This window comes from Micrococcus sp. GbtcB5 (assembly GCF_019091605.1).
GTDB classification, from domain to species: domain Bacteria; phylum Actinomycetota; class Actinomycetes; order Actinomycetales; family Micrococcaceae; genus Micrococcus; species Micrococcus luteus.
In genome coordinates, this window is record NZ_JAGXJK010000011.1 from 24,295 (window position 1) to 48,295 (window position 24,001).

Here is a 24,001-nt window from a genome sequence, read left to right on the forward strand (position 1 = left end):
GCCGTCCTCCGTGTTGCCCGGATCACGTGCGGGCCGATAGAAACGAACGCATGACCTCCACCCCGGACACCCCCTTCCACGACCTCGACGCCTTCACCGCCCTGCCGCGCGTCGCCGGTCTCACCCTCAGCCCGGACGGCGCCCGCCTGGTGACCACCGTCGCCACCCGGGACGCGAAGGGCACCGGCTACGCCACCGCCCTCTGGGAGGTCGACCCCGCGGGCGAGCGCCCCGCCCACCGCCTGACCCGCTCCCGCGAGGGCGAGGCCGGCGCGCAGTTCGCCGCGGACGGCACCCTCTTCTTCACCTCCGCCCGTCCCGACCCCGCCGACGCCGAGGCCGAGAAGCGCAGCGCCCTGTGGGCCCTGCCGGCCCGGGGCGGCGAGGCGCGCGTGGTGCTCTCCCGCCCGGGCGGCGTCGCCGCGGTCACGTGCGCCTCCGCGGCGGACCGCGTCGTCGTCACGGCGGACCGGCTGCTCGGCGCCACCACCGAGGCCGAGCACGCGGCCCTCGCGCAGACCCGCAAGGACGCCGGTGTGGACGCCATCCTGCACACCGGCTACCCCATCCGCTTCTGGGACCACGACCTCGGCCCCGCCCGCCCCGAGCTCTTCGTCCTCGAGCCCGGCCCGGACCCGCAGGGCGAGCCCGCCACGGACGCCGACGCCGCCGAGCCCGGCCCCGCCGCCTCCGGCCTGGCTCCCGAGGCCGACGACGTCGCGCACCACCTGCGCCACGTCTCCGGATTCCCGCGCTCCCACGCGTTCGGGATCGGCGCGCAGGTGGCCCCGGACGGCTCGTTCCTGCTCACCACGGCCGCCACCGCCGAGGCCCGCGGCAACGTGCGCGAGGGCACGGTGGTGCGCGTGGACCTGGCCACGGGCGAGCACCGCGTCCTGCACGACGTCCCCGGCGAGGACGTCTCCGTCGGTCCCGTCAGCCACGACGGCACGCGCGCCGTCGTCGTCCGCACCCTCGACTCCACGCCGCACTCCGCCGTGCACCCGCGCCTGTATGTGATGGACACGGCCACGGGCCAGACCACGCCCCTGGCCCACGGCTGGGACCGGTGGGCCGACGTCGTCGCGTGGCTGCCGGACGACTCCGCGGTGATCGCGCTCGCGGACTCCGAGGGTCGCCGCCCGGTGTTCCGCATCGAGGTGGCCACCGGCGCCGTCGCGCAGGTGACCCGGGAGGACGAGGCGTGGACCGACGTCGTGCTCTCCCCGGACGGGGCCACGGCCTACGGCGTCCGCTCCTCCTACCTGTTCCCGCCGGAGGTGGCGCGGATCGACCTGGCCACGGGCGAGGCCAGGCGCCTGCCGAACCCCGTGGAGCGCCCCGCGATCCCGGGCACCCTCGAGGACGTGGAGACCGTCGCCGAGGACGGCACGCGCGTGCGCGGCTGGCTCGTGCTCCCCGAGGGGGAGCCGCCGGCCGGCGGCCACCCGCTGCTGCTGTGGATCCACGGCGGTCCGCTGGGCTCGTGGAACGCGTGGAGCTGGCGCTGGACCCCGTGGATCATGGCGGCGCGCGGCTACGCGGTGCTGCTGCCGGACCCGGCGCTGTCCACGGGCTACGGCCAGGACTTCATCGAACGCGGCTGGGGCCGCTGGGGTCAGGCGCCCTACACGGACCTGATGGCGCTCACGGACGCCGTCGTGGCGCGTGAGGACGTCGACGGCGACCGCACCGCCGCCATGGGCGGCTCGTTCGGCGGCTACATGGCGAACTGGGTGGCCGGGCACACCGATCGGTTCCGGTGCGTGGTCACGCACGCCTCGCTGTGGGCGCTGGACGGCTTCGGCCCGACGACGGACGCCGCGTTCTACTGGGCCCGCGAGATGGACGAGCAGATGCAGCAGGAGAACTCTCCGCACCGGTTCGTGGGGGAGATCGTCTCTCCGATGCTCGTCATCCACGGCGACAAGGACTACCGCGTGCCGATCGGCGAGGGGCTGCGCCTGTGGTCGGACCTGCTGGCGAAGTCCGGGCGGCCGGCCGCCGCGGACGGCACCACCGACCACCGGTTCCTCTACTTCCCGCACGAGAACCACTGGATCCTCGCCCCGCAGCACGCGAAGGTCTGGTACGAGGTCGTCCTCGGCTTCCTGGGCGAGCACGTCCTCGGCGACGGCGCCCCGACGGCCCCGGAGACGCTGGGACTGACGCGGCCGTCGTCGACGGCGGGCTGAGCCGCCGGGTGTGGCCGCCGCGGCGCTGGAGCACGTCAGGCCTGGTGCAGGGCTAGGCGCTCGTGCACAGCGCGGACCGTCGGATTGCGCCATGCCTCGACCGTGACCATGAGCCAGTACTCCATCCGGTGGCGGAAGACGTTCGGCAGGATGGGGACCAGGTCGGGGTCATCGCCTGCGCAGAAGTCGGGCAGCAGCCCGATGCCGGCCCCGGCCCGGGTCGCCGCCACTTGGGCCATGACACTGGTCGAGCTGGCACCGGTCCGCATGTGTCGAAGCGATTCGCGCGCGGCGTCCAGGGATTCGGTGCTCAGTTCCGTCTCCACGTAGTAGACGAGCGGGTGGTCGCCCAGGTCGGCCAGGTCCTGTGGAGCACCGTGCCGTCGGACGTAGTCCTCGGACGCGTAGAGCCGGAGTTCGTAGTCGCGGAGGAAGCGGGTCAGGGCACGGGACTGCCCGGGGTGGCCGACGGTGACCACCATGTCCAGGTCCGTGTGTGACATGCGGCCCCGCGCCGGGTTCGTCCGGATCTGGACCTGCAGGCGGGGATGAGCGGTTTGGAGCTCGGCGATGCTCGGCGCCGCGAATGCCACGGCGAACGCCTCGGGAACTCCGAGACGGATGACCCCGTGGAGGTCGCCTCGGTGCCGACCCGTCAGAGGCTCCACGGCGGCTTCGAGCGCGCGCGCGGCAGCGAGCGCTTCTTCGCCCAGTGGCGTCACCTCCATCCCTGCAGGACCCCGGACGACGACCCGGCCGCCCAGGGCCGCCTCGAGCGCCTTCAAGCGGCGTGTGACCGTCGTCCGATTCACCTGCAGTTCCTCCGCGGCTGCATCGAGGCGACCCTCTCGGACGACGAGGAGGAGGGTGACCAGCCCTTCCATCTGGGTGACGGCTTTCCAGCGCTCCATCGGCTGATGATGCACGAATGCACATCATCCGTGCAATTTCCCCTCTCGAAGATGCATTGATACCCGCACGCACCCCCCTTAGTGTGAGCTGCACCACAGGACAGCAACGCAGGAGGCTGGATTGAGATGACTCGTTTCGCTTGGATCGGACTCGGGAACATGGGTGCACCCATGGCTGGCAACCTGGTCGCGTCCGGCCATCCAGTCAGGGGCTACGACCTGAGTGACGCGGCGCGGGAGGACGCGCGGAAGGTGGGCGTGGACGTCGTCGGCTCCATTGCGGAGGCGGTTGCCGACGCCGACGTGGTGGTGACGATGCTTCCGAAGGGCCAGCACGTGCGCGACGTGCTCTCCCAGGACGGCGGGGTGTTCAGCAACGCACGTCCGGGGACGCTCATCATGGACTCGTCCACCGTGGACATCGAGACGTCCCGCTGGTGTCACGAGGAAGCGCCCAAGCACGGCGTGCGCTTCGTCGATGCCCCGGTGAGCGGGGGCACGTCCGGGGCCGCTGCCGCGACCCTCGCGTTCATGATCGGCGGAAGCGAGGCCGATGTCGCCGAAGCCCTGGAGCACGTGAAGCCGATGTCGGGCAAGGCGTTCGCCGCGGGCGGGCCGACGGCGGGCATCGCCGCCAAAATCGCCAACAACATGATGCTGTTCATCACGCAGATGGCGGCGTCCGAAGGGTCCCAGCTCGCGAAACACCTGGGACTGGACCCGAAGACCTTTTGGGAGATCACGACGGCCTCATCCGGCATGTCCTGGTCGCAGCAGACGTGGTATCCCGTCGCGGGGGTCGTTCCGAGTGCCGCCGCCAACAACAACTTCGAGGCCAGCTTCCGAGCGGACCTGGCCATCAAGGACGTCACCTTGGCGGTGGATGCGGGAAAGGCCGCTGGCCTTCACCTCGAGGCGGCGTCTCTCGCCCAAGAGCAACTGCACCGGCTGCGTGACGAAGGCCTGGGTGACAAGGACTGCACCCTCGTCGTGAAGTACGTGACGCCTGGCAAGAGCCAGGCCGAGATCTGAACGATTCCACGCATACACGCAGGAGCTGAGCATGACCACCATGTCCGCAGGAAAGACCACCGTCATCGAACACTTCATCGGGGGGAAGGCTCGGGGCGGCGACCGCACCACCCCCGTTTACAACCCGGCGACGGGCCAGCAGATCGCTGAGCTCGTCCAGGCGCCGGCGTCTCGGGTCGACGAAGCCGTGCGGGACGCGGTGCGCGCACAGCGGGAGTGGCGGCGCGTCGGGTTGGTGAAGCGTTCGAAGATCATGTTTCGGGCCCGGGAAATCATCGACGCGCGGAAGGACGAGCTGGCTCGGATCATCACGAGAGAACACGGCAAGGTCCACTCCGACGCACTCGGCGAGATCGCGCGGGGGATGGAGAACGTCGAGTTCTGCGCCGGGCTCCTGCACCACATGAAGGGGGAGTTCGCCGAGCAGGTGGCCGACGGTGTCGACGTCAAGCAGATCCGGCAGCCGGTGGGGGTGGTTGCGTGCATCACGCCCTTCAACTTCCCTGCCATGGTGCCGCTCTGGATGTTCACCACGGCGATCGCTGCCGGCAACGCCGTCGTCCTCAAGCCGAGCGAGCGCGACCCTTCAGCCGCCAACTGGCTGGCTGAGGTCTTTCTGGAGGCGGGCCTGCCCGAGGGCATCCTGAATGTCGTCCACGGCGACAAGGAGGCGGTGGACGCGCTCCTCAGCCACCCGCAGGTCAAGGCTGTCTCCTTTGTGGGTTCGACGCCGGTGGCCCATCACATCTACACGACGGCCGCGAACGAGGGGAAGCGCGTTCAGGCTTTGGGCGGGGCCAAGAACCACATGGTCGTCATGCCGGACGCCGACCTCGAGAGCGCGGCCGCCGCGGCTGTCTCGGCCGCCTTCGGTTCTGCCGGCGAGCGCTGCATGGCGATCTCGGTGGCGGTGGTGGTGGGCGACATCGCCGACCAGTTCGTCGACCGGGTCACGGAACTGGCCCGGGCACTCGTCGTCCGTCCGGGCGACCAGCCCGAAGCCGAGATGGGCCCGCTCATCACCCGCGACGCGCTGGAGCGGGTCACGTCCTATGTGGACGGCGCCGCGCAGGAGGGTGGAACGCTCGTGCTGGACGGGAGGACCCACGACGTGCCGACCGAGGGCTTCTTCATTGGGCCCAGCATCGTCGACCATGTCCGGCCGGGCATGAAGGTCTACGACGACGAGATCTTCGGCCCCGTGCTGGCGATCGTGCGCGTGGACACGTATGAGGACGCGGTCGACCTGATCAACGAGAACCGGTTCGCGAACGGCACGTCGGTGTTCACCCGCGATGGGAAGACCGTGCGCTCGTTCGAGTACGACATCGAAGTCGGCATGGTCGGGGTGAACATCCCGATCCCCGTCCCGGTGGGCTCGTTCAGTTTCGGAGGCTGGAAGGACTCGCTGTTCGGGGACACGCACATGTACGGCCCCGAGGGGTTCAACTTCTACACCCGGCGAAAGGTCGTCTCCTCTCGTTGGCCCGAGGCCAGCGAGTCCCAAGTCGACCTCGGGTTCCCCTCCCACTGAGCCGTCGGCTCACTGACAACCTCGTGAGATGAACACTCCATGATCATCGGATTCCTGGGCATCATCCTCTCCTTGCTCCTCCTCATCACCATGGCCTACCGGGGGACCTCGGTGGTCATCGCGGCCCCGGTGTGCGCCGCCGTGGCGATGGTCTTCTCGGGGGCGCCGTTCCTGGCGACATACACGGACATCTTCATGCCCGCGCTGGGCAAGTTCATCACCAGCTACTTCCCGATCTTCGTGACCGGAGCGATCTTCGGACGGCTGATGTCGATCACCGGGTACGCCCGCGCCGTCGCCCAGGTCATCACCCGGTGGCTGCGCCCTCAGCGGGCCATCCTGGCGACGGTGTTCACCGCCGCCATCCTGACGTATGGCGGCGTGAGTGTGTTCGTGGCCGTGTTCGTGATGTTCCCCCTCGCGAAGGAACTCTTCCGGATGGCTGACCTGCCGCGGCGGATGATCCCCGCCACGATCGCGCTGGGCATCCTGACCTTCACGATGACGGCCGTCCCGGGGACGCCTCAGATCCAGAACATCATCCCGGGGCAGTTCTTCGGCACAGGCACGTTTGCCGCGCCGATCGTCGGCGTGGTGGGAAGCGTCCTGATGCTCGGCCTCGGCCTGCTTTGGCTGCACTTCCGGGTCGGACGGCTCGTCGCGGCAGGGGAACGGTTCGGCCACCTGACCGACCTGGAGCGGGCAGCGGGCGTGGGCGAGGCGAACGCGGGGAAGGCCGCCGGCCCGACCGGTGACGCCGCCGTCGGCACTCTGGTGAAGGAGTCCGAGGCCGGGGAGGTGCTCCTTCCCGAGCCACGGAACGCGCTGCTGCCCTTCCTGCCGATCCTGGCGGTCTTCGTGGTCAACCTGCTGGCGACGACGGTTGTCTTCCCGGCCATGGACTGGGGGTATCTCCAGGAGGAGAAGTACGGTGGGGCCACTCTGGCCGGCCGGTCTGCGGTCTGGGCCGTCCTCTCGGCACTGCTGGCCGCCGTGGCGATCATCGTCCTGCTCAACCTCCGCCATCTGCGTGTGATCTGGGAGAACTTCATCGTGGGTGCCCAGCGGTCACTGGTGCCCATCTTCAGCACCGCGTCGGAGGTGGGCTACGGAGCGGTGATCGCCTCTCTGCCGGCCTTCGCCATCGTCAAGAACGGCATCCTGGCGCCCGGCATGAACGCCCTGGCGGCGACGGCGATCTCCACTTCGGTCATCGCCGGCATCACGGGCTCGGCCTCGGGCGGCATGACGATCGCGTTGAACGCCATCGGCGAGGACCTCCGGTCTCTGGCGGTCGAGCAGGGCTACAGCCTCGAGTTGCTCCACCGAGTCACCGCGATGGCATCCGGAGGTCTCGACTCGATGCCCCACAACGGGGCCGTGATCACTCTGCTCCTCGTGTGTGGCATGACGCACCGCGAGTCGTACAAGGACGTGGCGATGATCACACTCGTGATCCCTGTACTGGCCGTCGCTGTGATCGTCCTTGGGGCACTCGCCGTCGGCTGACGCCGATCCGATCTGTCCTCGCGGCCGGGCGCGGCGCTGCGTGACCGTGCCGCGCCTGGAACCGTCACCGGCTGTTCACCGGACGGGCCGTCTGTGGCCGGAGGGGGGCCACCCGGCCGACACCCGGATCTGGCCCACTGGAGCGGTCATCCCCCTCCCGGAAAGGACCGTCCCATGACCTCCGTCCGTCGTCACGCCGCCCGAGGCCTCGTGGCCCTCGCCGCCGCCGTCGCCGTCAGCGCCCCGCTGGCCGCCCCGGCCGTCGCCGCCCCCGCCGCACCGACGGCCCCGGCCGCCGCGCAGTCCGTCACGGGCAAGCCCGTGGCGCGCCCCGAGGTCGTGGGCCACCGTGGCGCCTCCGGCTACCGCCCCGAGCACACCCTGGCCGCCTACGAGCTGGCCGCCGCCCAGGGTGCGGACGTGATCGAGCCGGACCTGGTCTCCACCAAGGACGGCGTGCTCGTGGTCCGCCACGAGAACCTGATCGACGGCACCACGGACGTCGCCCAGCGACCCGAGTTCGCGGACCGCAAGACCACCAAGGTCGTCGACGGCGTGGCCCTCACCGGCTGGTTCACCGAGGACTTCACCCTCGCCGAGCTCAAGACCCTGCGCGCCAAGGAGCGCCTGCCGCAGGTCCGCCCCGAGTCCGCGTCCTACGACGGCCGGTACCAGGTGCCCACCTTCGAGGAGGTGCTCGAGCTGCGGGAGCGCCTCTCTGCCCGGTACGGCCGCGAGATCGGCGTCATCCCCGAGATCAAGCACCCCACCTACTTCGACTCCATCGGCCTGTCCATGGAGGAGCGCGTCGTCGAGCTGCTCGACGAGCACGGCCTGAACAAGCGCAACGCCCCCGCCACCGTGCAGTCCTTCGAGCTCGCCAACCTGCGCGATCTCAACGAGAACCTCGGCCTCAAGGCCGAGACGGTGTTCCTCTCCAGCGTCACCGGCGCACCCTATGACTCCGTGGCCGCCGGCGACGAACTCCGCGACTACGACTTCTACGAGACCGCCGCGGGCATGCGCGAGGTCCGCGCGGCCGGCGTCGACACGCTCGGCCCGGCCTTCGCGCAGATCATCACCAAGGAGAAGGACGGCTCGATGGGCGAGGAGACCGCGTTCGTCTCCCTCGCCCACCGCGCGGGCCTTGAGGTGGTGCCGTACACCTTCCGCGCCGAGAACCAGTTCCTCTACACGGAGTTCCGCTCCTCCACGGACCCGAACGCGCGGGGCGACATGGTCGGCATGATCCAGCCGTTCCTCGACGCCGGCATCGACGGCTTCTTCACCGACCACCCCGACCTCGGCGTGCAGGCCGTGGACACCTGGATGCAGGGCAAGAAGGAGCACCCGGGCCGGGGCGTCGGCAAGACCGCCCAGCGGGGCCTGAAGGCGCGCTGACCCCGTCCTGACCGGAGACGATCCCGGCGGACCCGAGGTCTTCCGGCACGGTCCCGGCGGTGCTTACCTTGGCGCTCAAGACCGGTGGGCCCGGTGACGTGGACGGCCAGAAGGGCCGGCCATGAGGGCCGCCGACCCGGACGAAGGAAGGCACAGCATGACGACGAACACGCCGAAGAACGCCCACGGCTCCTCAGCCGAGGGCCGTGACGCCAAGGACCAGGCGAAGGACAAGGCCCAGCAGGCCGCGGGCGAGGCCCAGGGCCAGGCGAAGGCCGTGGCCCACGACGCCAAGGACAAGGCCCAGGACCTCGCGGCCACCGCCAAGCACGAGGCCGGCCAGGTGAAGGACGAGGCCGCTGACCAGGTGCAGTCGCTGGTCGGCTCCGCCCAGGAGCAGGTCGGCGCGCAGGTGCAGACCCAGCAGGAGCGGCTCGCGGGCCAGGTGCGCAGCTACACCGACGACCTGCACCGCGTGGTCTCCGGTGAGCAGCCGCAGACCGACCTGGTGCGCCAGGGCGTCGCCTCGGTGGCGGACCGTGCCGAGGCCCTGACCCAGCGCCTGGAGACCGCTTCCCCGCAGGACCTGCTGCAGGACGTGCGCGGCTTCGCCGCTCGCCGCCCGGGCACGTTCCTGGCCCTCGCCCTGGGCGCCGGGCTGGTGGCCGGTCGACTGACGCGCGGCATCCGCGACGCCGCCCAGCCCGGCTCCGCCGCCTCCACCGCGCCGCGCCGTCGCGAGACCCGTCCGGACGCGGTGCACGCCGACGTGACCCCGCACCACCTGGACTCGCAGGCCCCGGCCTACTCGAGCGATTCGCTCTCCCAGGCCGATGGCCGCGTCACGGACGGCGCCGGGCCCCGCCGCGCGGCCGGCGTCGGGGACACCCCGTACGGCACGCAGGCGCCGGTCCAGCAGGGCCTGACCGCCGAGCGGCCGTTCGACCAGACCCGGCCCGGGGGTGACGCATGAGCACCGCCCACGAACCGTTCCGCGACGCGACGCCGCACTCCGGCGCGCACACCCCGCCGCCCACGCAGGCGGAGTTCCGCGCCGAGCACGAGAGCCTCGGCGAGATGTTCCAGAGCCTGTTGGCCAAGCTGTCGACGCTGGTCAGCCAGGAGATCGCCCTGGCCAAGGCCGAGGCCACCGAGTCCGCGAAGAAGGCCGGCAAGGGGGCGGGGCTGCTGGCCGGCGCCGCCGTCGGCGGCTTCTTCCTGCTGATGTTCCTGTCCCTCGCCCTGATGCACCTGCTCGACGTGTTCCTGCCGATCGGCTGGGCCGCGCTGATCGTGGCCGTGCTGTGGGGCGTCGTGGCGGCCGTGCTGGCCGTGCAGGGCAAGAAGGACATCGAGAAGATCAAGGGTCTGCCGCAGACCCAGGAGACGCTTCAGGAGATCCCCGAGACCCTGAACCCCGCGAAGGAGACGCGATGACCACGAGCAACAACCCCGATGAGATCCGCGCCGACATCGAGCGTACGCGCCGCGAGCTCGGCCAGGACGTGGACGCCCTCGCCGAGAAGGTGAGCCCCACGAAGGCCGTGTCCCGGCAGACCAACCGCATCAAGGACGGCTTCATCCACGCGAAGGAGAACATCATGGGCTCCCCGGAGCAGCACCGCCACGAGCCCTCGCTGGGCGATCGCGCCCACGGGGTGATCGACGACGCCCGGGCCTCCGCGTACGACGCGGCCGGCCAGGCCCAGGACCGCCTGGGCGACGCCGGCGACCGGGTGTCCGAGTGGGCCGACGACGCCCAGCACGCCCTGCACCAGGCCCCGGCTCAGCTGCGCGGCCGCACCGCGGGCAACCCGTTGGCCGCCGGGCTGATCGCCTTCGGTGCCGGCCTGCTGCTCAGCTCGCTGATCCCCGCCTCACGCGCGGAGCAGCGCGCCGCGGAGGGCCTCAAGGACCAGGCCGCCCCGCTGGTGGACGAGGCCAAGCAGGCCGCCCAGCAGCTGCGCGAGGACCTCGAGCCCGCCGCCCGCGAGGCCGCCGGGAGCGTGAAGGAGTCGGCCGCCGAGGCCGCTTCCCACCTCAAGGAGCAGGGCACGGACACGGCGCAGGGCCTCAAGGCGGAGTCCCAGGACGCCGCCCGCCAGGTGAAGGACACCGCGAAGGACGCCTGAGCCCGACTCGAGCACGACGCCGGCCGGTCCCGTTGACGGGACCGGCCGGCGTCGCGCGTGGCGGGGCCGAATCCGGCCCGCGGCTCAGGCCTTGGACCAGATGCGCGTGGTGAGGCGGAAGTCCTCCCCGAGGCCCCGTGCCTAGACTCGGAGGGTGACCCCTCTCGACCGCGTCCCCGACCAGCGCCCCGTCCCCGCCGGCACCGGCCTGACCCTCGAGGACGCCCTCCCCGCTCCCGTGACGGCCGAGGCCGACGGCGTCTCCGCGCGCCCGCGTCTGGCCCGGACCGTCGCCGAGATGCGCTCCGCTCTCCGTGAGCTCGTCGCCCACGCCACGGACGACGGCGACGCCGAGCCCGTCACCGTCGGCCTGATCCCCACGATGGGCGCCCTCCACGGCGGCCACGCGGCCCTGGTGCGGCGGGCCCGCGCCGAGAACGACGTCGTCGCGGTCAGCATCTTCGTGAACCCGCTCCAGTTCGGCGATCCGGCCGACCTGGAGCACTATCCGCGCACCCTGGACGCGGACCTGGACCTGCTGGCGGCGGCGGGCGCCGACGTCGTGTTCGCCCCGGACGTGCAGGAGATGTACCCGGGCTACCCGGACGCGCCGATCGTCACCGTCTCCGCCGGCCGCATGGGGGAGGTCCTCGAGGGCGCCTCCCGCCCGGGCCACTTCGACGGCGTGGCCACCGTCGTGGCGAAGCTGTGGAACATCGTGCGCCCGGCGGTGCCGGCCCTGCGCAGCTACTTCGGCCAGAAGGACGCGCAGCAGCTCACCGTCCTGCGCCGCCTGGCCACGGACCTGGACATCGACGTCGACGTCCGCGCCGTACCCATCGTCCGCTCGCCCGAGGGCCTCGCGCTCTCCAGCCGCAACACCCGCCTGGACGCCGCGGGCCTGGAGCACGCGCTCGTCCTCAGCCGCGCCCTGCGCTCCCTGGCCGACGCCGCGGCGGCCGGTGAGCCCGTCGACGTCCAGGCCGCTCGCCGGATGGTCGAGGACGAGCCGGGCGTCGAGCTGGACCACCTCGTGGTGGTGGACCGGGACACCTTCGCCGAGCTCGGTCCGGAGCTGCTGTGCCAGCCGCTGCGCCGCGAGGCCCTCGCCCTCGTGGCCGCGCACGTGCCGCCCGTCCGGTTGATCGACACCATGGTGCTGCCCGCCGCGGGGCCGCTGCCGTGACCCCGGAGCGTCTCGCCGCCGCCTTCGACGGCCCCTCGCCCGCGCTCGCCGCGACGCTGCTGGGGTGCCGGCTGACCGTCGTCGCCCCGGACGGCGCCGTCACCGTGCGGCTGACCGAGACCGAGGCGTACGGGAACGCGGGCGCGGACCCCGGCGCCCACTCGTTCCGCGGTCGCACCGAGCGCAATGCCGCGCTGTTCGGGCCGCCGCGGCGTACGTATGTGTACCTGAACTATGGCATCCACCGCTGCCTGAACCTGGTGGGCCACCCCGAGGGGGAGGCCGGCGGTGTGCTGCTGCGTGCGGCCGAGGTGCTCGCGGGAGGGGACCTCGCGGTGGCCCGCCGTGGCCGGGACACCGGCCTCAAGCTGCTCTCCGGCCCGGGGAACCTCGGCCAGGGCCTCGGCATCACCCTGGAGATGGGCCACGCGCCCGTGGAGATCGTCGCCGCGTTGCCGGAGGTGGCCGACGACGGCGGCACCCCGGCCCGCCTCGCCGCGCCGGCCGCGCCCGCCCGCTTCCTCCTGGCCCCGCCCGCGCCCCGCGATCCGGCCGAGCCGCCGATCGAGGTCGTGACGGGCCCGCGCGTCGGCGTCTCGGGGGAGGGCGGCTCCGTGCGCTTCCCGTGGCGGTTCAGCGTGGCCGGCCACCGCAGCGTGTCCGCGTTCCGGCGTGGGCGCAACGTGCCGGACTGAGCCCCAGACCTTGTCGACCGCCCCGGCCCCGTGCCTAGGTTGATCCCATGACCGAGATGAACAAGACCGCCCACGGCGAGACCCAGCAGACCGTCACCCGGACCATCGACGCGTCCGCCAAGGACGTGTTCGACTTCCTGACCCTGCCCGCGAACCACGCGAAGTTCGACGGCTCGGGCATGGTGCAGTCGGACGACAAGACCCAGCGCATCCAGAAGGTCGGCGACGTGTTCACCATGAACATGCACGCGGAGCACATGGGTGGCGACTATCAGACGGACAACCACGTGGTCGCCTACGACCCGAACAAGCTGGTCGGCTGGAAGACCGCCCCCGCCGGCACCGAGCCCAAGGGCTGGCAGTGGGTCTACCGGCTCGAGGACAACGGCTCGGGCAGCACGGACGTGTCCCTCACCTACGACTGGACCGACGTGACCGACCCGGAGCTGCTGGCGAAGAACCTCTTCCCGATGGTGTCCGAGGAGCAGATGGAGGAGTCGCTCGCGAAGCTGGCCGCCGAGGTCGGCTGACCCCCGCCTCCCGACGGCGGCCTCCGGGCTGGCCGTCCCCTCGACGACGGGCACGCACCCGGCCAGGGTGCGGTGCCCGTCGTCGTGTCCGGTGTCACGGCTAGAGTGCCGTGCGAGACCGTCCACCCCCACGTCCAGGAGGATCCGCCGTGACCGCCACCGCCGAGCCCGAAGTCCCGTCGCCGCGCGAGGACCTGTACCGCCACGTCAACGCCGGGTGGCTGGACACCCATGAGATCCCCGCGGACCAGGGCGCCTACGGCGCGTTCCTCGAGCTGCGGGACGCGGCCGAGCTCGCCGTCCGGCACCTGTGCGAGGACGCCGTGCGCGAGGTCGGCACGGGCTTCGACCCCGCCCAGGCGCGCGTGCAGGCCACGGCCGCGGCCGGCGCGCACCGGGACGTCCCGCTCGCCCCGCTGGACGAGGAGGACGCGGAGGGCACGGAGCATCCGGAGCTCAAGCGCCGGATCGCCGCGCTGTACGCCTCGTTCATGGACGACGAGACCGTGGAGGCCCGCGGCCTCGAGCCGATCGCCTCGGACCTGGCGGCGGTGGCCACCGTGTCCACCCCCGCGGAGCTGCTCGCCCTGTCCGGGCGACTGCAGCGCCAGGGCGTCTCCGGCCTCATCAACACCGGCGCCCTCAACGACGCCGGGAACCCGGACCGCATGCTCCTGCACCTGCTCCAGGGCGGCCTGGGCCTGCCGGACGAGTCCTACTACCGGGACGAGGCCTACGCCGAGATCCTCGAGCAGTACACCGAGCACACCGGCCGTCTGCTGGCGCTGGCCGGGATCGGCGCGGACCGGGACGAGGCCGCCGCGCTGGGCGTCCGGGTGGTGGAGCTGGAGAAGCGCATCGCCGCCCTGCACTGGGACCTGGTCCGCAGCCGGGACGCCGTGGCCCGCTACAACCCCATGACCCACGACCGGCTGACGGAGCTCTTCCCCCTGGCCGACGCGTGGCTCGAGGGCGTGGACGCCGCCGGCGAGCGCGCCGCGGAGGTCGTGGTGTGGCAGCCGGACTTCCTCTCCGGTGTGCAGGGGCTGCTCGAGGGACCCGAGGCCGCCGACCTCGAGGACTGGCGTCACTGGCTGATCCTGCAGGTGCTGCGCTCCTTCGCCGGCTTCCTGCCGGACGCGTTCGTGCAGGAGAACTTCTCCTTCTACGGCCGCCGCCTGGCCGGCACCGAGGAGGTCCGCCCCCGCTGGAAGCGCGCGGTCGCGTTCGTCAACGGGGCGGCCGGCGAGGACGTGGCGCAGCTCTACGTGGCCCGCCATTTCCCGCAGGGCCACGTGGCCGCGATGGACGAGCTCGTGGGCCTGCTCCAGGAGGCCTATCGCCGGTCCATCGAGGAGCTCGAGTGGATGGGCGAGGAGACCCGTCAGCGGGCGCTCGAGAAGCTGGCGATGTTCCGCCCCATGGTGGGCTACCCCTCGAAGTGGCTGGACTACTCCGCCCTCGAGGTCCACGCCGGCGACCTGCTGGGCAACGCCCGCTCCTCCTCGGAGCTCGAGTGGGAGCGGGACCTGCGCAAGATCGCGGACGGGCCGGACCCGGAGGAGTGGCACATCACGCCGCAGACGGTGAACGCGTACTACTCCCCGCTCGAGAACGCGATCGTCTTCCCGGCCGCCATTTTGCAGCCCCCGTTCTTCGACCCCGAGGCCTCGATGGCCGCGAACCTGGGGGCGATCGGCGCCGTGATCGGCCACGAGATCGGCCACGGCTTCGACGACCAGGGCTCGCGGTACGACGGCGCCGGTCGGCTCGAGGACTGGTGGACCGAGGAGGACCGCGCGGCGTTCACCGAGCGCACCTCCCGGCTGGTGGCCCAGTACAACGCGCTCTCCCCGGCCGAGGCCCCGGACCACCGCGTCAACGGCGAGTTCACCCTGGGGGAGAACATCGGCGACCTCGGCGGCCTGGGCATCGCCCACCGCGCCTTGGAGATCTGGCGGGACGAGGGCGACGGCGCCTCCCTCGACGCCGCGGCGGGGGACCGCGAGTTCTTCACCGCCTGGGCCACCGTGTGGCGTCAGCTCACGCGACCGGAGGCCATGGTCACCCGCATCGCCTCGGACCCGCACTCGCCCAACGAGTTCCGCTGCAACCAGGTGGTCAAGAACCTCGACGCCTTCCACGAGGCGTTCGGCACGCGCGAGGGGGATCCCATGTGGCTGGCCCCGGAGGAGCGCGTCACCATCTGGTGATCCCGCCCGCCGGCCGGGCCCCGCGGGTCCGGCCGGCGGCTCACTCGGATTCGGCGGGGTCCTGCATCCGGGTCTGACGCTCGGCGGCCAGCCGGTCCAGCAGGCGCGTCAGCGTCCGGATGTCCTCGCGGTCCCAGCGCGCCAGGTCGTCGCGCAGCCCGCGACCCGCCGGGCCGCCGCGCACCGCGTCGAGGCGGGCGAGCCCCTCGGGGCTGGCGCTCAGGAGGGCGGAGCGGCGGTCCCGCGGGTCCGGCTCTCGGGTGATCAGCCCGGCGGCCTCGAGGTCGCGGACCATGCGGGAGACCTGCGCGCGGTCCACCAGCAGGCCCTCGGCCACGGCCGAGGGCGTCATGGTCCCCTCGTTGGCCAGCATCATGAACGCCTTCATCGCCCCGACGGACAGGGCCGGGCTGAGGGCCGCCGCGTAGCGGACCATCACCTGGCGGTGCTGCAGGACCAGACGCGAGAACGCCTGCTCGAGCCCCTGGACGGCGGCCTCGAAGCCCGCGTCGTCGCCGCCTCCGCCCGGGTCCGGGGCGCCGTCAGCCACGGCGGGCCCGGACCAGCGCGGTGACGACGGCCGCCAGCAGGGCCGTCCCTGCCACGGCCAGCGCCGCGGGGACGACGGGCCGGTCGGCCACCGCCGTCGCCGGGCGCTCGGCCGACACCGACCGGGACTCCTCCGGGTCCTCGGCCGGATGCTGCCCCTGCGCCGCGGTCACCACGGGGATCGGGCCGGTCGCGGGCAGCGTCTGCATGGCCTCGGCCGTGGCATGGGTGGCCAGGTCGGCGCGGGTGGCGTGGAGGCGCTCGGAGGTGGTCATGCGGCCCAGTGGGAGGTTCGGCAGGAACAGGATCGCGATCAACGCGACGATCGCGAGCGGCACGGCCACGAGGAAGGCGAGGGCGATGCCCTGCGCGTAGACGTCCTCGAAGATCACCCGCAGCGAGTCGGGCATCTCTGCCACGCGTGGCAGGGTGCTGGACTGCAGGCTCTCGGACCACTCGGCGGCGTCCGGGCCCAGGCTGCGCAGGGCCGCGGCGAGGTCCGCGCGGCGCTCCTCGATGCGGTCCGGGACCACGTTGGAGACCACGGCGCCCATCACGGCGACACCGATGCTGCCGCCCAGGGTGCGGAAGAAGGTGACGCCGGAGCTGGCGACGCCCATCTGCCGCGGGTCGGTGGTGTTCTGCACCACGAGCACGAGGTTCTGCATGGTCATGCCGACGCCGGCGCCGAGCAGGAACATGTAGAGGGACACCAGCCAGAAGGAGGTGTCGTAGTGCAGGGTGCCGAGCAGGGCGGTGCCGGCGATCAGCAGGACGGCGCCGATCACGAGCCAGCGCTTCCACACGCCGGTGCGGGTGATGAGGCCGCCGATCACCGTGGAGGACACGAGCAGGCCGAGGATCATCGGGATGGTCATGAGGCCGGCCTGGGTCGGCGTCGCGCCGCGGGCCAGCTGCATGTACTGGGCCAGGTAGACGGAGGAGCCGAACATGGCCAGGCCCGTGGCGATCGAGGCGATCGTCGCGAGGGTGAAGGTGCGGTCGCGGAAGAGGGTGAGCGGGATGAGCGGCTCGGCGACGCGCAGCTCGGTCACGACGAACAGGACGGTGGCGACGGCGGCGCCGCCGAGCATCCACGCGGTGGTGGTGCTGGCCCAGTCGAAGTCGCGACCGGCGCTGGTGACCCAGATCAGCAGCAGCGCGGTGGCCGCGGTCAGGAACACGATGCCGAGGTAGTCGATGGACACCTTCTGGCGCTCGCGGTGCGGGAGGTGGAGGGTGCGCTGCACCATCACCAGGGCGACGACGGCGAAGGGCACCGCCACGAAGAAGTTCCAGCGCCAGCCCCACAGGTCGGTGATCACGCCGCCGGCGAGCGGGCCGCCCACCGTGGCCACGGCCATCACGGCGCCGAACAGGCCCATGTAGCGGCCGCGCTCACGCGGGCTGATGATGTCCGCCATGATCACCTGGCTGAGCGCGACGAGGCCGCCGCCGCCCAGGCCCTGCACGGTGCGGCAGACGATCAGGAAGGTCGGATCGTGGGTGAACCCGGCCGCCGCGGAGGCGGCGACGAAGATCGCCAGGGCGACCTGGAAGAGGACCTTGCGGTTGACGAGGTCGGCCAGCTTGCCCCAGATCGGGGTGGCGATGGCCGTGGCGAGCAGGGCCGAGGTGATGACCCAGGTGTAGGCGGTCTGGTCGCCGCCGATGTCGTGGATGATCACCGGCATCGAGGTCGAGACCACCGTGTTGGCGATCATCGAGACGAACATGCCCAGCAGGAGGCCGGTCAGGGCCTGGAGCACGGAGCGGTGGCGCGCGGCGTCGGCGGCGGCGCGCTCGAGCGAGGGGGCGCCGGCCGGCGCGACGGCCTCGGGGGCGGGGGAGGTTGGGGTCATGGGGTCCTTCGGCGGGAGGGGCGGCGCGGTGATTGACATAAGTCAATGATTGACGAGAGTCAATCATAAGGGGCGTCGGCCCGGGCCGCACCCGCCGTCCGCGGTTAGCCTGGTCACGCCGGACGACGCCGCGTCCTCCCCCCGATCCGAGAGTGAGGCCCCGCCGTGACCCCCCGTTTCCTGCTCATGACCCGCCTCCCTGAGCCCGGGCTCGGGATGCTGCGCGAGGCCGGAGAGGTGGTGGACGGCGCCGACGTCGGAGGGGACGCCGCGCTCGCGCGGCTGGTGGCCTCGGGGGACTACGACGTCGTCGTCGCGGCCCTGGACCAGAAGTTCACCGCCGACGTGCTCGCCGACGCGCGGATCAGGGGCATCGCCAACTACGCGGTCGGCTACAACAACGTGGACGTGGCCGCCGCGACGCGGCGGGGGATCGCCGTCGGCAACACCCCGGACGTGCTCACGGACGCCACCGCGGACATCGCGATGCTCCTGATCCTCGGTGTGACCCGCCGCGCCCCCGAGGGTGAGCGGATGGTGCGCGAGGGGCGGTTCCACGGCTGGGCGCCGGACCTGCTCGTGGGCCGGGACGTGCGCGGCGCGACCCTGGGCCTGGCCGGTTTCGGGCGGATCGGCAAGGCGGTGGCCGAGCGTGCGCTCGCCTTCGGCATGGACGTCGTGTTCGCGCCGCGGCCGCCCGCGCACCGGGAGGTCGCGGCCGCGGAGCTCGGCGACCTCGCCGGCCGCGTCCGTCAGGTCCGCTGGGAGGAGCTCGTCGAGGCCGCGGACGTCCTGTCCCTCCACGTGCCCCTGACGGACGATACCCACCACCTCGTGGATGCGGACGTGATCGCGAAGATGAAGGACGACGCCGTCCTCGTCAACACGGCCCGCGGCCCCGTGGTGGACGAGGCGGCCCTCGTCACGGCCCTGCGCGAGGGGCGGCTCTTCGGCGCCGGTCTGGACGTCTACGAGGACGAGCCCGCCCTCGCCCCGGGCCTGGCCGAGCTGGAGAACGTGATGCTCCTGCCGCACCTGGGCTCCGCCACCCGGGACACCCGCGCCGCGATGGCCGAGCTGGCCGCGCGCAACGCGATCGCCATGGCCACGGGCGCGGAGGCCCCGGCCCTCGTCAACCCCGAGGTGCGCGGCTGACCGGCGGGGCGCCGTCGGTAGACTCGGGGACCGTGACCACCCAGAACTCCGCCTCCGCCGCCGTCGACCACCACGATCAGCAGGCCGTCCGCGCCGCCAAGCGTGAGCAGCTGCTCGCCTCGGGCCGCGAGGCCTACCCCGTGCAGGTGCCGCGCACCCACGCGCTGGCCGAGGTGCGTGAGCGGTTCGACGGCCACGAGCCCGACTGGACCTCGGGCGAGACCGTGTCGGTGACCGGGCGCGTCGTCTTCCTCCGCAACACCGGCAAGCTCTGCTTCGCCACCCTGCAGGAGTCCGGCGCGGACGGGGAGGCCGTCCGCCTCCAGGTCATGGTGTCCCTGGCCGCCGTCGGTGAGGAGTCCCTGGCCGAGTGGAAGAAGGTCGTGGACCTGGGCGACTTCCTCTCCGTCACCGGCGAGGTGATCGTCTCGCGCCGCGGCGAGCTGTCCATCATGGCCTCGGCGTGGGAGATGGCCTCCAAGGCGCTGCGCCCCCTGCCCGTGCTGCACGCGGACCTGAACGAGGAGACCCGCGTCCGCCAGCGCTACGCGGACCTGATCGTGCGCGAGGAGGCCCGCCGCATGGTCTACACCCGCGCCAAGGTCACCTCGGCGGTGCGGCGCACCCTCGAGGGCCACGGCTACGTGGAGGTGGAGACCCCGATGCTCCAGCTCGTCCACGGCGGCGCCCTCGCGCGTCCCTTCGAGACGCACCTCAACGCGTTCGACCAGCCGATGACCCTGCGCATCGCCACCGAGCTGTACCTCAAGCGCGCCGTCGTCGGCGGCATCGACCGCGTGTTCGAGATCGGCCGCGTGTTCCGCAACGAGGGCGTGGACTCGACCCACTCGCCCGAGTTCACCACCCTCGAGTCCTATGAGGCGTGGGCGGACATGCACGTCATGGCCGAGCGCATGCAGGAGATCATCCTCAACGCCGCGGACGCGGTGGGCGCCGGGCGTCGGCTCGAGACCGCGAAGGGCGTCATCGACCTCGACGGCGAGTGGGCCTGGGTCGCCGTGTACCCGGGGCTGTCCGAGGCCGTGGGCCGCGAGATCACCCCGGAGACGGACGCCGAGACGCTGCGGGCGATCGCCGCGGAGCACGAGGTCAAGGTGGACCCCGCGTGGGACGCGGAGAAGCTCGTGATCGAGCTGTTCGGCGAGATCGTGGAGCCCACCCTGATGAACCCCACGTTCGTGTACGACTACCCGCCGGCCGCCCAGCCGCTCGCGCGCCCGCACCGCTCGGACGACCGGGTCATCGAGGCCTGGGACCTGATCATCGGCGGCATGGAGCGCGGCACCGCGTTCTCCGAGCTGATCGACCCCGTCATCCAGCGCGAGCGCCTGACCGCCCAGTCGGCGATGGCGGCCGCCGGCGACGACGAGGCGATGCAGCTGGACGAGGACTTCCTGCGCGCCCTCGAGTACGGCGCCCCGCCCATGGGCGGCATCGGCCTGGGCATCGACCGCCTGGTGATGCTGTTCACGGACGCCGGCATCCGCGAGACCATCCTCTTCCCGCTGCTCAAGCCGGAGGCCTGACATGGCCGACTTCTGGGACTACTTCTCCGTCCTCGCCCCCTCGATCGGCCTCGGGCTCATCTTCTGGCTGGTGATGCGCTCCCTGCTGCGTTCGGACACGGGCGAGCGCGAGAGTCAGGCCCGCCGGCTCTCGGGCGCGGACGCGCGGGCGGCCCGCGAGGAGGCCGAGGCCCGTGAGTGGGCGGCCCGACGCCGAGCCGAGGGAGGGCCGGGGGCTGATCCGGAGGACCGCGCCCGGTGAGATTCCTTCCCCGGCGTTGAAGAATCCTTCTGCCCGGCTTTGTTGCGGTATTCTTGAATCACCACAAGTGCACGGCCGGAATCGTGAGCACGCGGGAAAGAACCCCGAGAGCGAAGACCGGAACCCAGGGACACGCGCACGAGAGAAGAAAGTGGGAATCACCGTTGGCACAGAAGGTAGAAGTGGTCCTCGTGGATGATCTTGACGGTTCGCCTGCAGATGAGACCGTGAACTTCGCATTGGACGGTCGCAATTACGAGATCGACCTGTCGAAGGAGCACGCCGCGGAACTCCGTGAGTTCCTGAAGCCCTACATGAAGAAGGGCCGCGCCGTGGCGCCGCCGTCGCCCAAGGTCGAGGCCGCCCAGATCCGCAAGTGGGCGGCCGAGAACGGCTACGAGGTCTCGAGCCGGGGCCGTCTGCACCGCGACGTGGTGGAGGCCTACCGCAACGCGAAGCGCAAGTGAGCGCCCCGCCCGGGTGCGTCGAGGAATCGGCGTCCCCGGGGCTCGTTCCGGCCCCTCCCGACGACGGCCGGGCCGCTTCTCCCGCTGGCGAACAGCCGCGCGGCATGCGGTCCGGGTGCGTAGTGTCGACCACGACCGTACGCAAGGAGTGTGCCCATGTTCGAGAGATTCACCGACCGCGCCCGGCGGGTGGTCGTGCTCGCCCAGGAAGAGGCGCGCATGCTCAACCACAGCTACATCGGTACCGAGCACATCCTGCTCGGTCTGATCCACGAGGGTGAGGGCGTCGCAGCCAAGGCACTGGAGTCCATGGACATCTCCCTGGGCGCCGTGCGAGAGAAGGTGCAGGAGGACATCGGCCAGGGCCAGCAGAACCCGCCCGGCCACATCCCCTTCACGCCGCGCGCCAAGAAGGTGCTCGAGCTGTCCCTGCGCGAGGCGCTGCAGCTCGGCCACAACTACATCGGCACCGAGCACATCCTGCTCGGCCTGATCCGCGAGGGCGAGGGCGTGGCCGCCCAGGTGCTCGTGCAGCTCGGCGCGGACCTGAACCGCGTCCGTCAGACGGTCATCCAGCTGCTCTCCGGCTACCAGGGCGGCGCCCAGGGTGGCAAGGAGACCGCCGGCGCCGGGGTGGGCCAGGGCGGCGAGGCCGGCCAGAACGCCGGCTCCGTGGTGCTGGACCAGTTCGGACGCAACCTCACCGCGGCCGCGCACGACGGCAAGCTGGATCCCGTCATCGGGCGTGCGGGCGAGATGGAGCGCGTCATGCAGGTGCTCTCCCGCCGCACCAAGAACAACCCCGTGCTCATCGGCGAGCCCGGCGTCGGCAAGACCGCCGTCGTCGAGGGCCTGGCCCAGGCGATCGACCGCGGCGACGTCCCGGAGACGCTCAGGGACAAGCAGCTCTACTCGCTGGACCTCGGCTCCCTCGTGGCCGGCTCCCGCTACCGCGGCGACTTCGAGGAGCGCCTGAAGAAGGTGCTCAAGGAGATCCGCACGCGCGGGGACATCATCCTGTTCATCGACGAGATCCACACCCTCGTCGGGGCGGGTGCGGCCGAGGGCGCGATCGACGCCGCCAGCATCCTCAAGCCGATGCTGGCCCGCGGTGAGCTGCAGACCATCGGCGCCACCACGCTGGACGAGTACCGCAAGCACATCGAGAAGGACGCCGCGCTCGAGCGCCGCTTCCAGCCGATCCAGGTCGCCGAGCCGTCCGTCGAGGACGCCACGGAGATCCTGCGCGGCCTGCGGGACCGCTACGAGGCGCACCACAAGGTCTCCATCACCGACGGCGCGCTCAAGGCCGCCGCCGGCCTGGCGGACCGCTACGTCTCCGACCGGCACCTGCCGGACAAGGCCATCGACCTGATCGACGAGGCCGGCGCGCGTCTGCGCATCCGTCGCATGACCGTGCCGCCGGAGATCAAGGCCTACGAGTCCCGGATCGCGGAGGTGCGCACCCAGAAGGAGGCCGCCATCGACGGCCAGGACTTCGAGGGCGCCGCCCGCCTGCGGGACCAGGAGCAGCAGCTCGGGGACGAGCGCCGCGAGAAGGAGCAGGCGTGGCGCACCGGCGCGGACGCCGACGTCGCCACGGTGGACGAGGACCTCATCGCCGAGGTGCTCTCCAAGTCCACCGGCATCCCGGTGTTCAAGCTCACCGAGGAGGAGACGGACCGCCTGCGCAACATGGAGGACGAGCTCCACCGCCGCGTGATCGGCCAGGACGAGGCCATCAAGTCCCTGTCCCGCGCCATCCGCCGCACCCGCGCGGGCCTGAAGGACCCGAACCGCCCCTCGGGGTCGTTCATCTTCGCCGGCCCCACCGGCGTCGGCAAGACGGAGCTGGCCAAGTCCCTCGCGGAGTTCCTCTTCGGGGACGAGGACGCGCTCATCACGCTGGACATGTCCGAGTTCCAGGAGAAGCACACCGTCTCGCGTCTGTTCGGCGCCCCTCCCGGCTACGTGGGCTACGAGGAGGGCGGCCAGCTCACCGAGAAGGTCCGCCGCCGTCCGTTCTCCGTGGTGCTGTTCGACGAGGTGGAGAAGGCCCATCAGGACCTGTTCAACTCCCTGCTGCAGATCCTCGAGGACGGTCGCCTGACCGACTCGCAGGGCCGTGTGGTGGACTTCAAGAACACCGTGATCATCATGACCACGAACCTCGGCACCCGGGACATCTCCAAGGGCGTCATGACCGGCTTCCAGTCGGCCACGGACACCACCACCGGGTACGAGCGGATGAAGGGCAAGGTCAAGGAGGAGCTGCGCCAGCACTTCCGCCCCGAGTTCCTCAACCGTGTGGACGACGTGATCGTGTTCCCGCAGCTGCAGAAGCACGAGATCGTGGAGATCGTGGACCTGTTCGTCTCCCGCCTCGGCAAGCGCCTGGCGGAGCAGGACCTGTCCATCGAGCTCACCCAGTCCGCCAAGGAACTGCTCGCGGACCGCGGCTACGATCCGGCCATGGGCGCCCGCCCGCTGCGCCGCACCATCCAGCAGATGGTGGAGGACCAGCTCTCGGAGAAGATCCTCTTCGGTGAGATCCCGGCCGGCTCCCTCATCACCGTGGACACCACGGGCGAGGGGGAGGGCGCCGAGCTGACGTTCACGTTCTCCGGCGGCCGGGAGGCCCTGGAGGGTGCGGACCTGGCCGAGCTCGAGCCCGGTGCCGGCGATCCGGTGGACGCCGACCGCTCCGCGTGACCCGCGGGGCCTGACCCACGACGCCGGACCGCGCGTCCGGTGGCCACGGCCCGTCGCCCCTCCCCCTCGGGAGGAGGCGGCGGGCCGTCGTCGTGCCCCCGCGGGGACGCCGGGGCCGAGGTCCGCGACA

General features: G+C 71.7%; 20 protein-coding genes. 17 read left to right on the top strand and 3 right to left on the bottom strand.

The window, feature by feature from the left end; genetic code table 11:
* Positions 1-50 precede the first annotated feature (50 nt).
* Positions 51-2,195: an alpha/beta fold hydrolase gene (locus KVS67_RS05545; RefSeq protein ID WP_217565050.1), complete on the top strand. Its 2,145-nt coding sequence runs from the start codon at positions 51-53 to the stop codon at positions 2,193-2,195.
* A gap of 35 nt (positions 2,196-2,230) precedes the next feature.
* On the opposite strand, the gene KVS67_RS05550 is transcribed toward KVS67_RS05545, so the two are convergent.
* Positions 2,231-3,106, bottom strand: a complete 876-nt coding sequence (locus KVS67_RS05550; protein ID WP_254629237.1) for a LysR family transcriptional regulator — start codon at positions 3,104-3,106, stop codon at positions 2,231-2,233.
* Between the two features lie 126 nt (positions 3,107-3,232).
* Here KVS67_RS05550 and KVS67_RS05555 point away from each other — a divergent pair, with 126 nt between their 5' ends.
* The 11 genes from KVS67_RS05555 (at position 3,233) to KVS67_RS05605 (ending at position 15,338) form a co-directional block, all read left to right on the top strand.
* Positions 3,233-4,138: an NAD(P)-dependent oxidoreductase gene (locus KVS67_RS05555; protein ID WP_101965651.1), complete on the top strand. Its 906-nt coding sequence runs from the start codon at positions 3,233-3,235 to the stop codon at positions 4,136-4,138.
* A 40-nt stretch (positions 4,139-4,178) separates the two neighbouring features.
* Positions 4,179-5,672 (top strand): CoA-acylating methylmalonate-semialdehyde dehydrogenase, encoded by a 1,494-nt coding sequence (locus KVS67_RS05560; protein WP_230277961.1) that lies wholly within the window; start codon positions 4,179-4,181, stop codon positions 5,670-5,672.
* A gap of 39 nt (positions 5,673-5,711) precedes the next feature.
* The gene (locus tag KVS67_RS05565; protein ID WP_101965649.1) at positions 5,712-7,181 is read left to right on the top strand and encodes a GntP family permease; all 1,470 of its coding nucleotides are present in this window, start codon (positions 5,712-5,714) and stop codon (positions 7,179-7,181) included.
* A gap of 174 nt (positions 7,182-7,355) precedes the next feature.
* Positions 7,356-8,582, top strand: coding sequence for a glycerophosphodiester phosphodiesterase (locus tag KVS67_RS05570; protein WP_217565052.1), 1,227 nt, complete (start codon positions 7,356-7,358; stop codon positions 8,580-8,582).
* Positions 8,583-8,739: 157 nt separating this feature from the next.
* Complete coding sequence (locus KVS67_RS05575; RefSeq protein WP_217565059.1) at positions 8,740-9,555, top strand: hypothetical protein; 816 nt, start codon at positions 8,740-8,742, stop codon at positions 9,553-9,555.
* Positions 9,552-10,019, top strand: coding sequence for a phage holin family protein (locus KVS67_RS05580; RefSeq protein ID WP_217565061.1), 468 nt, complete (start codon positions 9,552-9,554; stop codon positions 10,017-10,019). Before KVS67_RS05575 ends, KVS67_RS05580 begins: the two co-directional genes overlap by 4 nt.
* Positions 10,016-10,714 carry a DUF3618 domain-containing protein gene (locus tag KVS67_RS05585; RefSeq protein WP_069941095.1) on the top strand — a complete coding sequence of 233 codons (699 nt, stop codon included), beginning with the start codon at positions 10,016-10,018 and terminating at the stop codon, positions 10,712-10,714. The genes KVS67_RS05580 and KVS67_RS05585 overlap by 4 nt, the downstream gene beginning before the upstream one ends.
* 154 nt (positions 10,715-10,868) lie before the next feature.
* Positions 10,869-11,900: a pantoate--beta-alanine ligase gene (panC, locus tag KVS67_RS05590; RefSeq protein ID WP_217565069.1), complete on the top strand. Its 1,032-nt coding sequence runs from the start codon at positions 10,869-10,871 to the stop codon at positions 11,898-11,900.
* Entirely contained in the window at positions 11,897-12,595 is a 699-nt protein-coding gene (locus KVS67_RS05595) for a DNA-3-methyladenine glycosylase (protein WP_217565071.1), read from the top strand. The genes panC and KVS67_RS05595 overlap by 4 nt, the downstream gene beginning before the upstream one ends.
* Positions 12,596-12,642: 47 nt before the next feature.
* Entirely contained in the window at positions 12,643-13,125 is a 483-nt protein-coding gene (locus tag KVS67_RS05600; protein WP_166437727.1) for an SRPBCC family protein, read from the top strand.
* 149 nt (positions 13,126-13,274) lie between these two features.
* Complete coding sequence (locus tag KVS67_RS05605) at positions 13,275-15,338, top strand: M13 family metallopeptidase (protein WP_036380860.1); 2,064 nt, start codon at positions 13,275-13,277, stop codon at positions 15,336-15,338.
* Between the two features lie 40 nt (positions 15,339-15,378).
* Here the strand turns inward: KVS67_RS05605 and KVS67_RS14020 are convergent, their stop codons facing one another.
* On the bottom strand, positions 15,379-15,888 hold the full coding sequence (locus KVS67_RS14020; RefSeq protein ID WP_036380863.1) for a MarR family winged helix-turn-helix transcriptional regulator: 510 nt from the start codon (positions 15,886-15,888) through the stop codon (positions 15,379-15,381).
* On the bottom strand, positions 15,881-17,749 hold the full coding sequence (locus KVS67_RS05615; RefSeq protein WP_069941094.1) for an MDR family MFS transporter: 1,869 nt from the start codon (positions 17,747-17,749) through the stop codon (positions 15,881-15,883). The genes KVS67_RS14020 and KVS67_RS05615 overlap by 8 nt, the downstream gene beginning before the upstream one ends.
* Positions 17,750-17,914: 165 nt before the next feature.
* On the opposite strand from KVS67_RS05615, the gene KVS67_RS05620 reads away from it, so the two are divergent.
* The 5 genes from KVS67_RS05620 to KVS67_RS05640 all read left to right on the top strand — a co-directional run bounded on the left by KVS67_RS05620 (position 17,915) and on the right by KVS67_RS05640 (position 23,871).
* Positions 17,915-18,904: a D-glycerate dehydrogenase gene (locus KVS67_RS05620; RefSeq protein WP_063189122.1), complete on the top strand. Its 990-nt coding sequence runs from the start codon at positions 17,915-17,917 to the stop codon at positions 18,902-18,904.
* Between the two features lie 32 nt (positions 18,905-18,936).
* Entirely contained in the window at positions 18,937-20,451 is a 1,515-nt protein-coding gene (gene lysS, locus KVS67_RS05625; protein ID WP_036384191.1) for a lysine--tRNA ligase, read from the top strand.
* Between the two features lies 1 nt (position 20,452).
* Positions 20,453-20,692 carry a hypothetical protein gene (locus KVS67_RS05630; protein WP_036384193.1) on the top strand — a complete coding sequence of 80 codons (240 nt, stop codon included), beginning with the start codon at positions 20,453-20,455 and terminating at the stop codon, positions 20,690-20,692.
* A 164-nt stretch (positions 20,693-20,856) separates the two neighbouring features.
* Positions 20,857-21,159, top strand: a complete 303-nt coding sequence (locus KVS67_RS05635) for an Lsr2 family protein (protein ID WP_036314827.1) — start codon at positions 20,857-20,859, stop codon at positions 21,157-21,159.
* A gap of 156 nt (positions 21,160-21,315) precedes the next feature.
* A complete protein-coding gene (locus KVS67_RS05640) occupies positions 21,316-23,871 on the top strand; it encodes an ATP-dependent Clp protease ATP-binding subunit (RefSeq protein WP_166437726.1) in 2,556 nt (851 codons plus the stop codon).
* Positions 23,872-24,001: the final 130 nt, after the last annotated feature.

What these genes read in the sequence shown, in the direction of transcription:
- KVS67_RS05565 (WP_101965649.1), top strand. Translation starts at nt 5,712, where the DNA reads ATGATCATCGGATTCCTGGGCATCATCCTCTCCTTGCTCCTCCTCATC.
- KVS67_RS05560 (WP_230277961.1), top strand. Translation starts at nt 4,179, where the DNA reads ATGTCCGCAGGAAAGACCACCGTCATCGAACACTTCATCGGGGGGAAG.
- KVS67_RS05585 (WP_069941095.1), top strand. Translation starts at nt 10,016, where the DNA reads ATGACCACGAGCAACAACCCCGATGAGATCCGCGCCGACATCGAGCGT.
- KVS67_RS05570 (WP_217565052.1), top strand. Translation starts at nt 7,356, where the DNA reads ATGACCTCCGTCCGTCGTCACGCCGCCCGAGGCCTCGTGGCCCTCGCC.
- KVS67_RS05555 (WP_101965651.1), top strand. Translation starts at nt 3,233, where the DNA reads ATGACTCGTTTCGCTTGGATCGGACTCGGGAACATGGGTGCACCCATG.
- KVS67_RS05600 (WP_166437727.1), top strand. Translation starts at nt 12,643, where the DNA reads ATGACCGAGATGAACAAGACCGCCCACGGCGAGACCCAGCAGACCGTC.
- KVS67_RS05550 (WP_254629237.1), bottom strand. Translation starts at nt 3,106, where the DNA reads ATGGAGCGCTGGAAAGCCGTCACCCAGATGGAAGGGCTGGTCACCCTC.
- KVS67_RS05615 (WP_069941094.1), bottom strand. Translation starts at nt 17,749, where the DNA reads ATGACCCCAACCTCCCCCGCCCCCGAGGCCGTCGCGCCGGCCGGCGCC.
- KVS67_RS05545 (WP_217565050.1), top strand. Translation starts at nt 51, where the DNA reads ATGACCTCCACCCCGGACACCCCCTTCCACGACCTCGACGCCTTCACC.
- KVS67_RS05575 (WP_217565059.1), top strand. Translation starts at nt 8,740, where the DNA reads ATGACGACGAACACGCCGAAGAACGCCCACGGCTCCTCAGCCGAGGGC.
- KVS67_RS05630 (WP_036384193.1), top strand. Translation starts at nt 20,453, where the DNA reads ATGGCCGACTTCTGGGACTACTTCTCCGTCCTCGCCCCCTCGATCGGC.
- KVS67_RS05580 (WP_217565061.1), top strand. Translation starts at nt 9,552, where the DNA reads ATGAGCACCGCCCACGAACCGTTCCGCGACGCGACGCCGCACTCCGGC.
- KVS67_RS05640 (WP_166437726.1), top strand. Translation starts at nt 21,316, where the DNA reads ATGTTCGAGAGATTCACCGACCGCGCCCGGCGGGTGGTCGTGCTCGCC.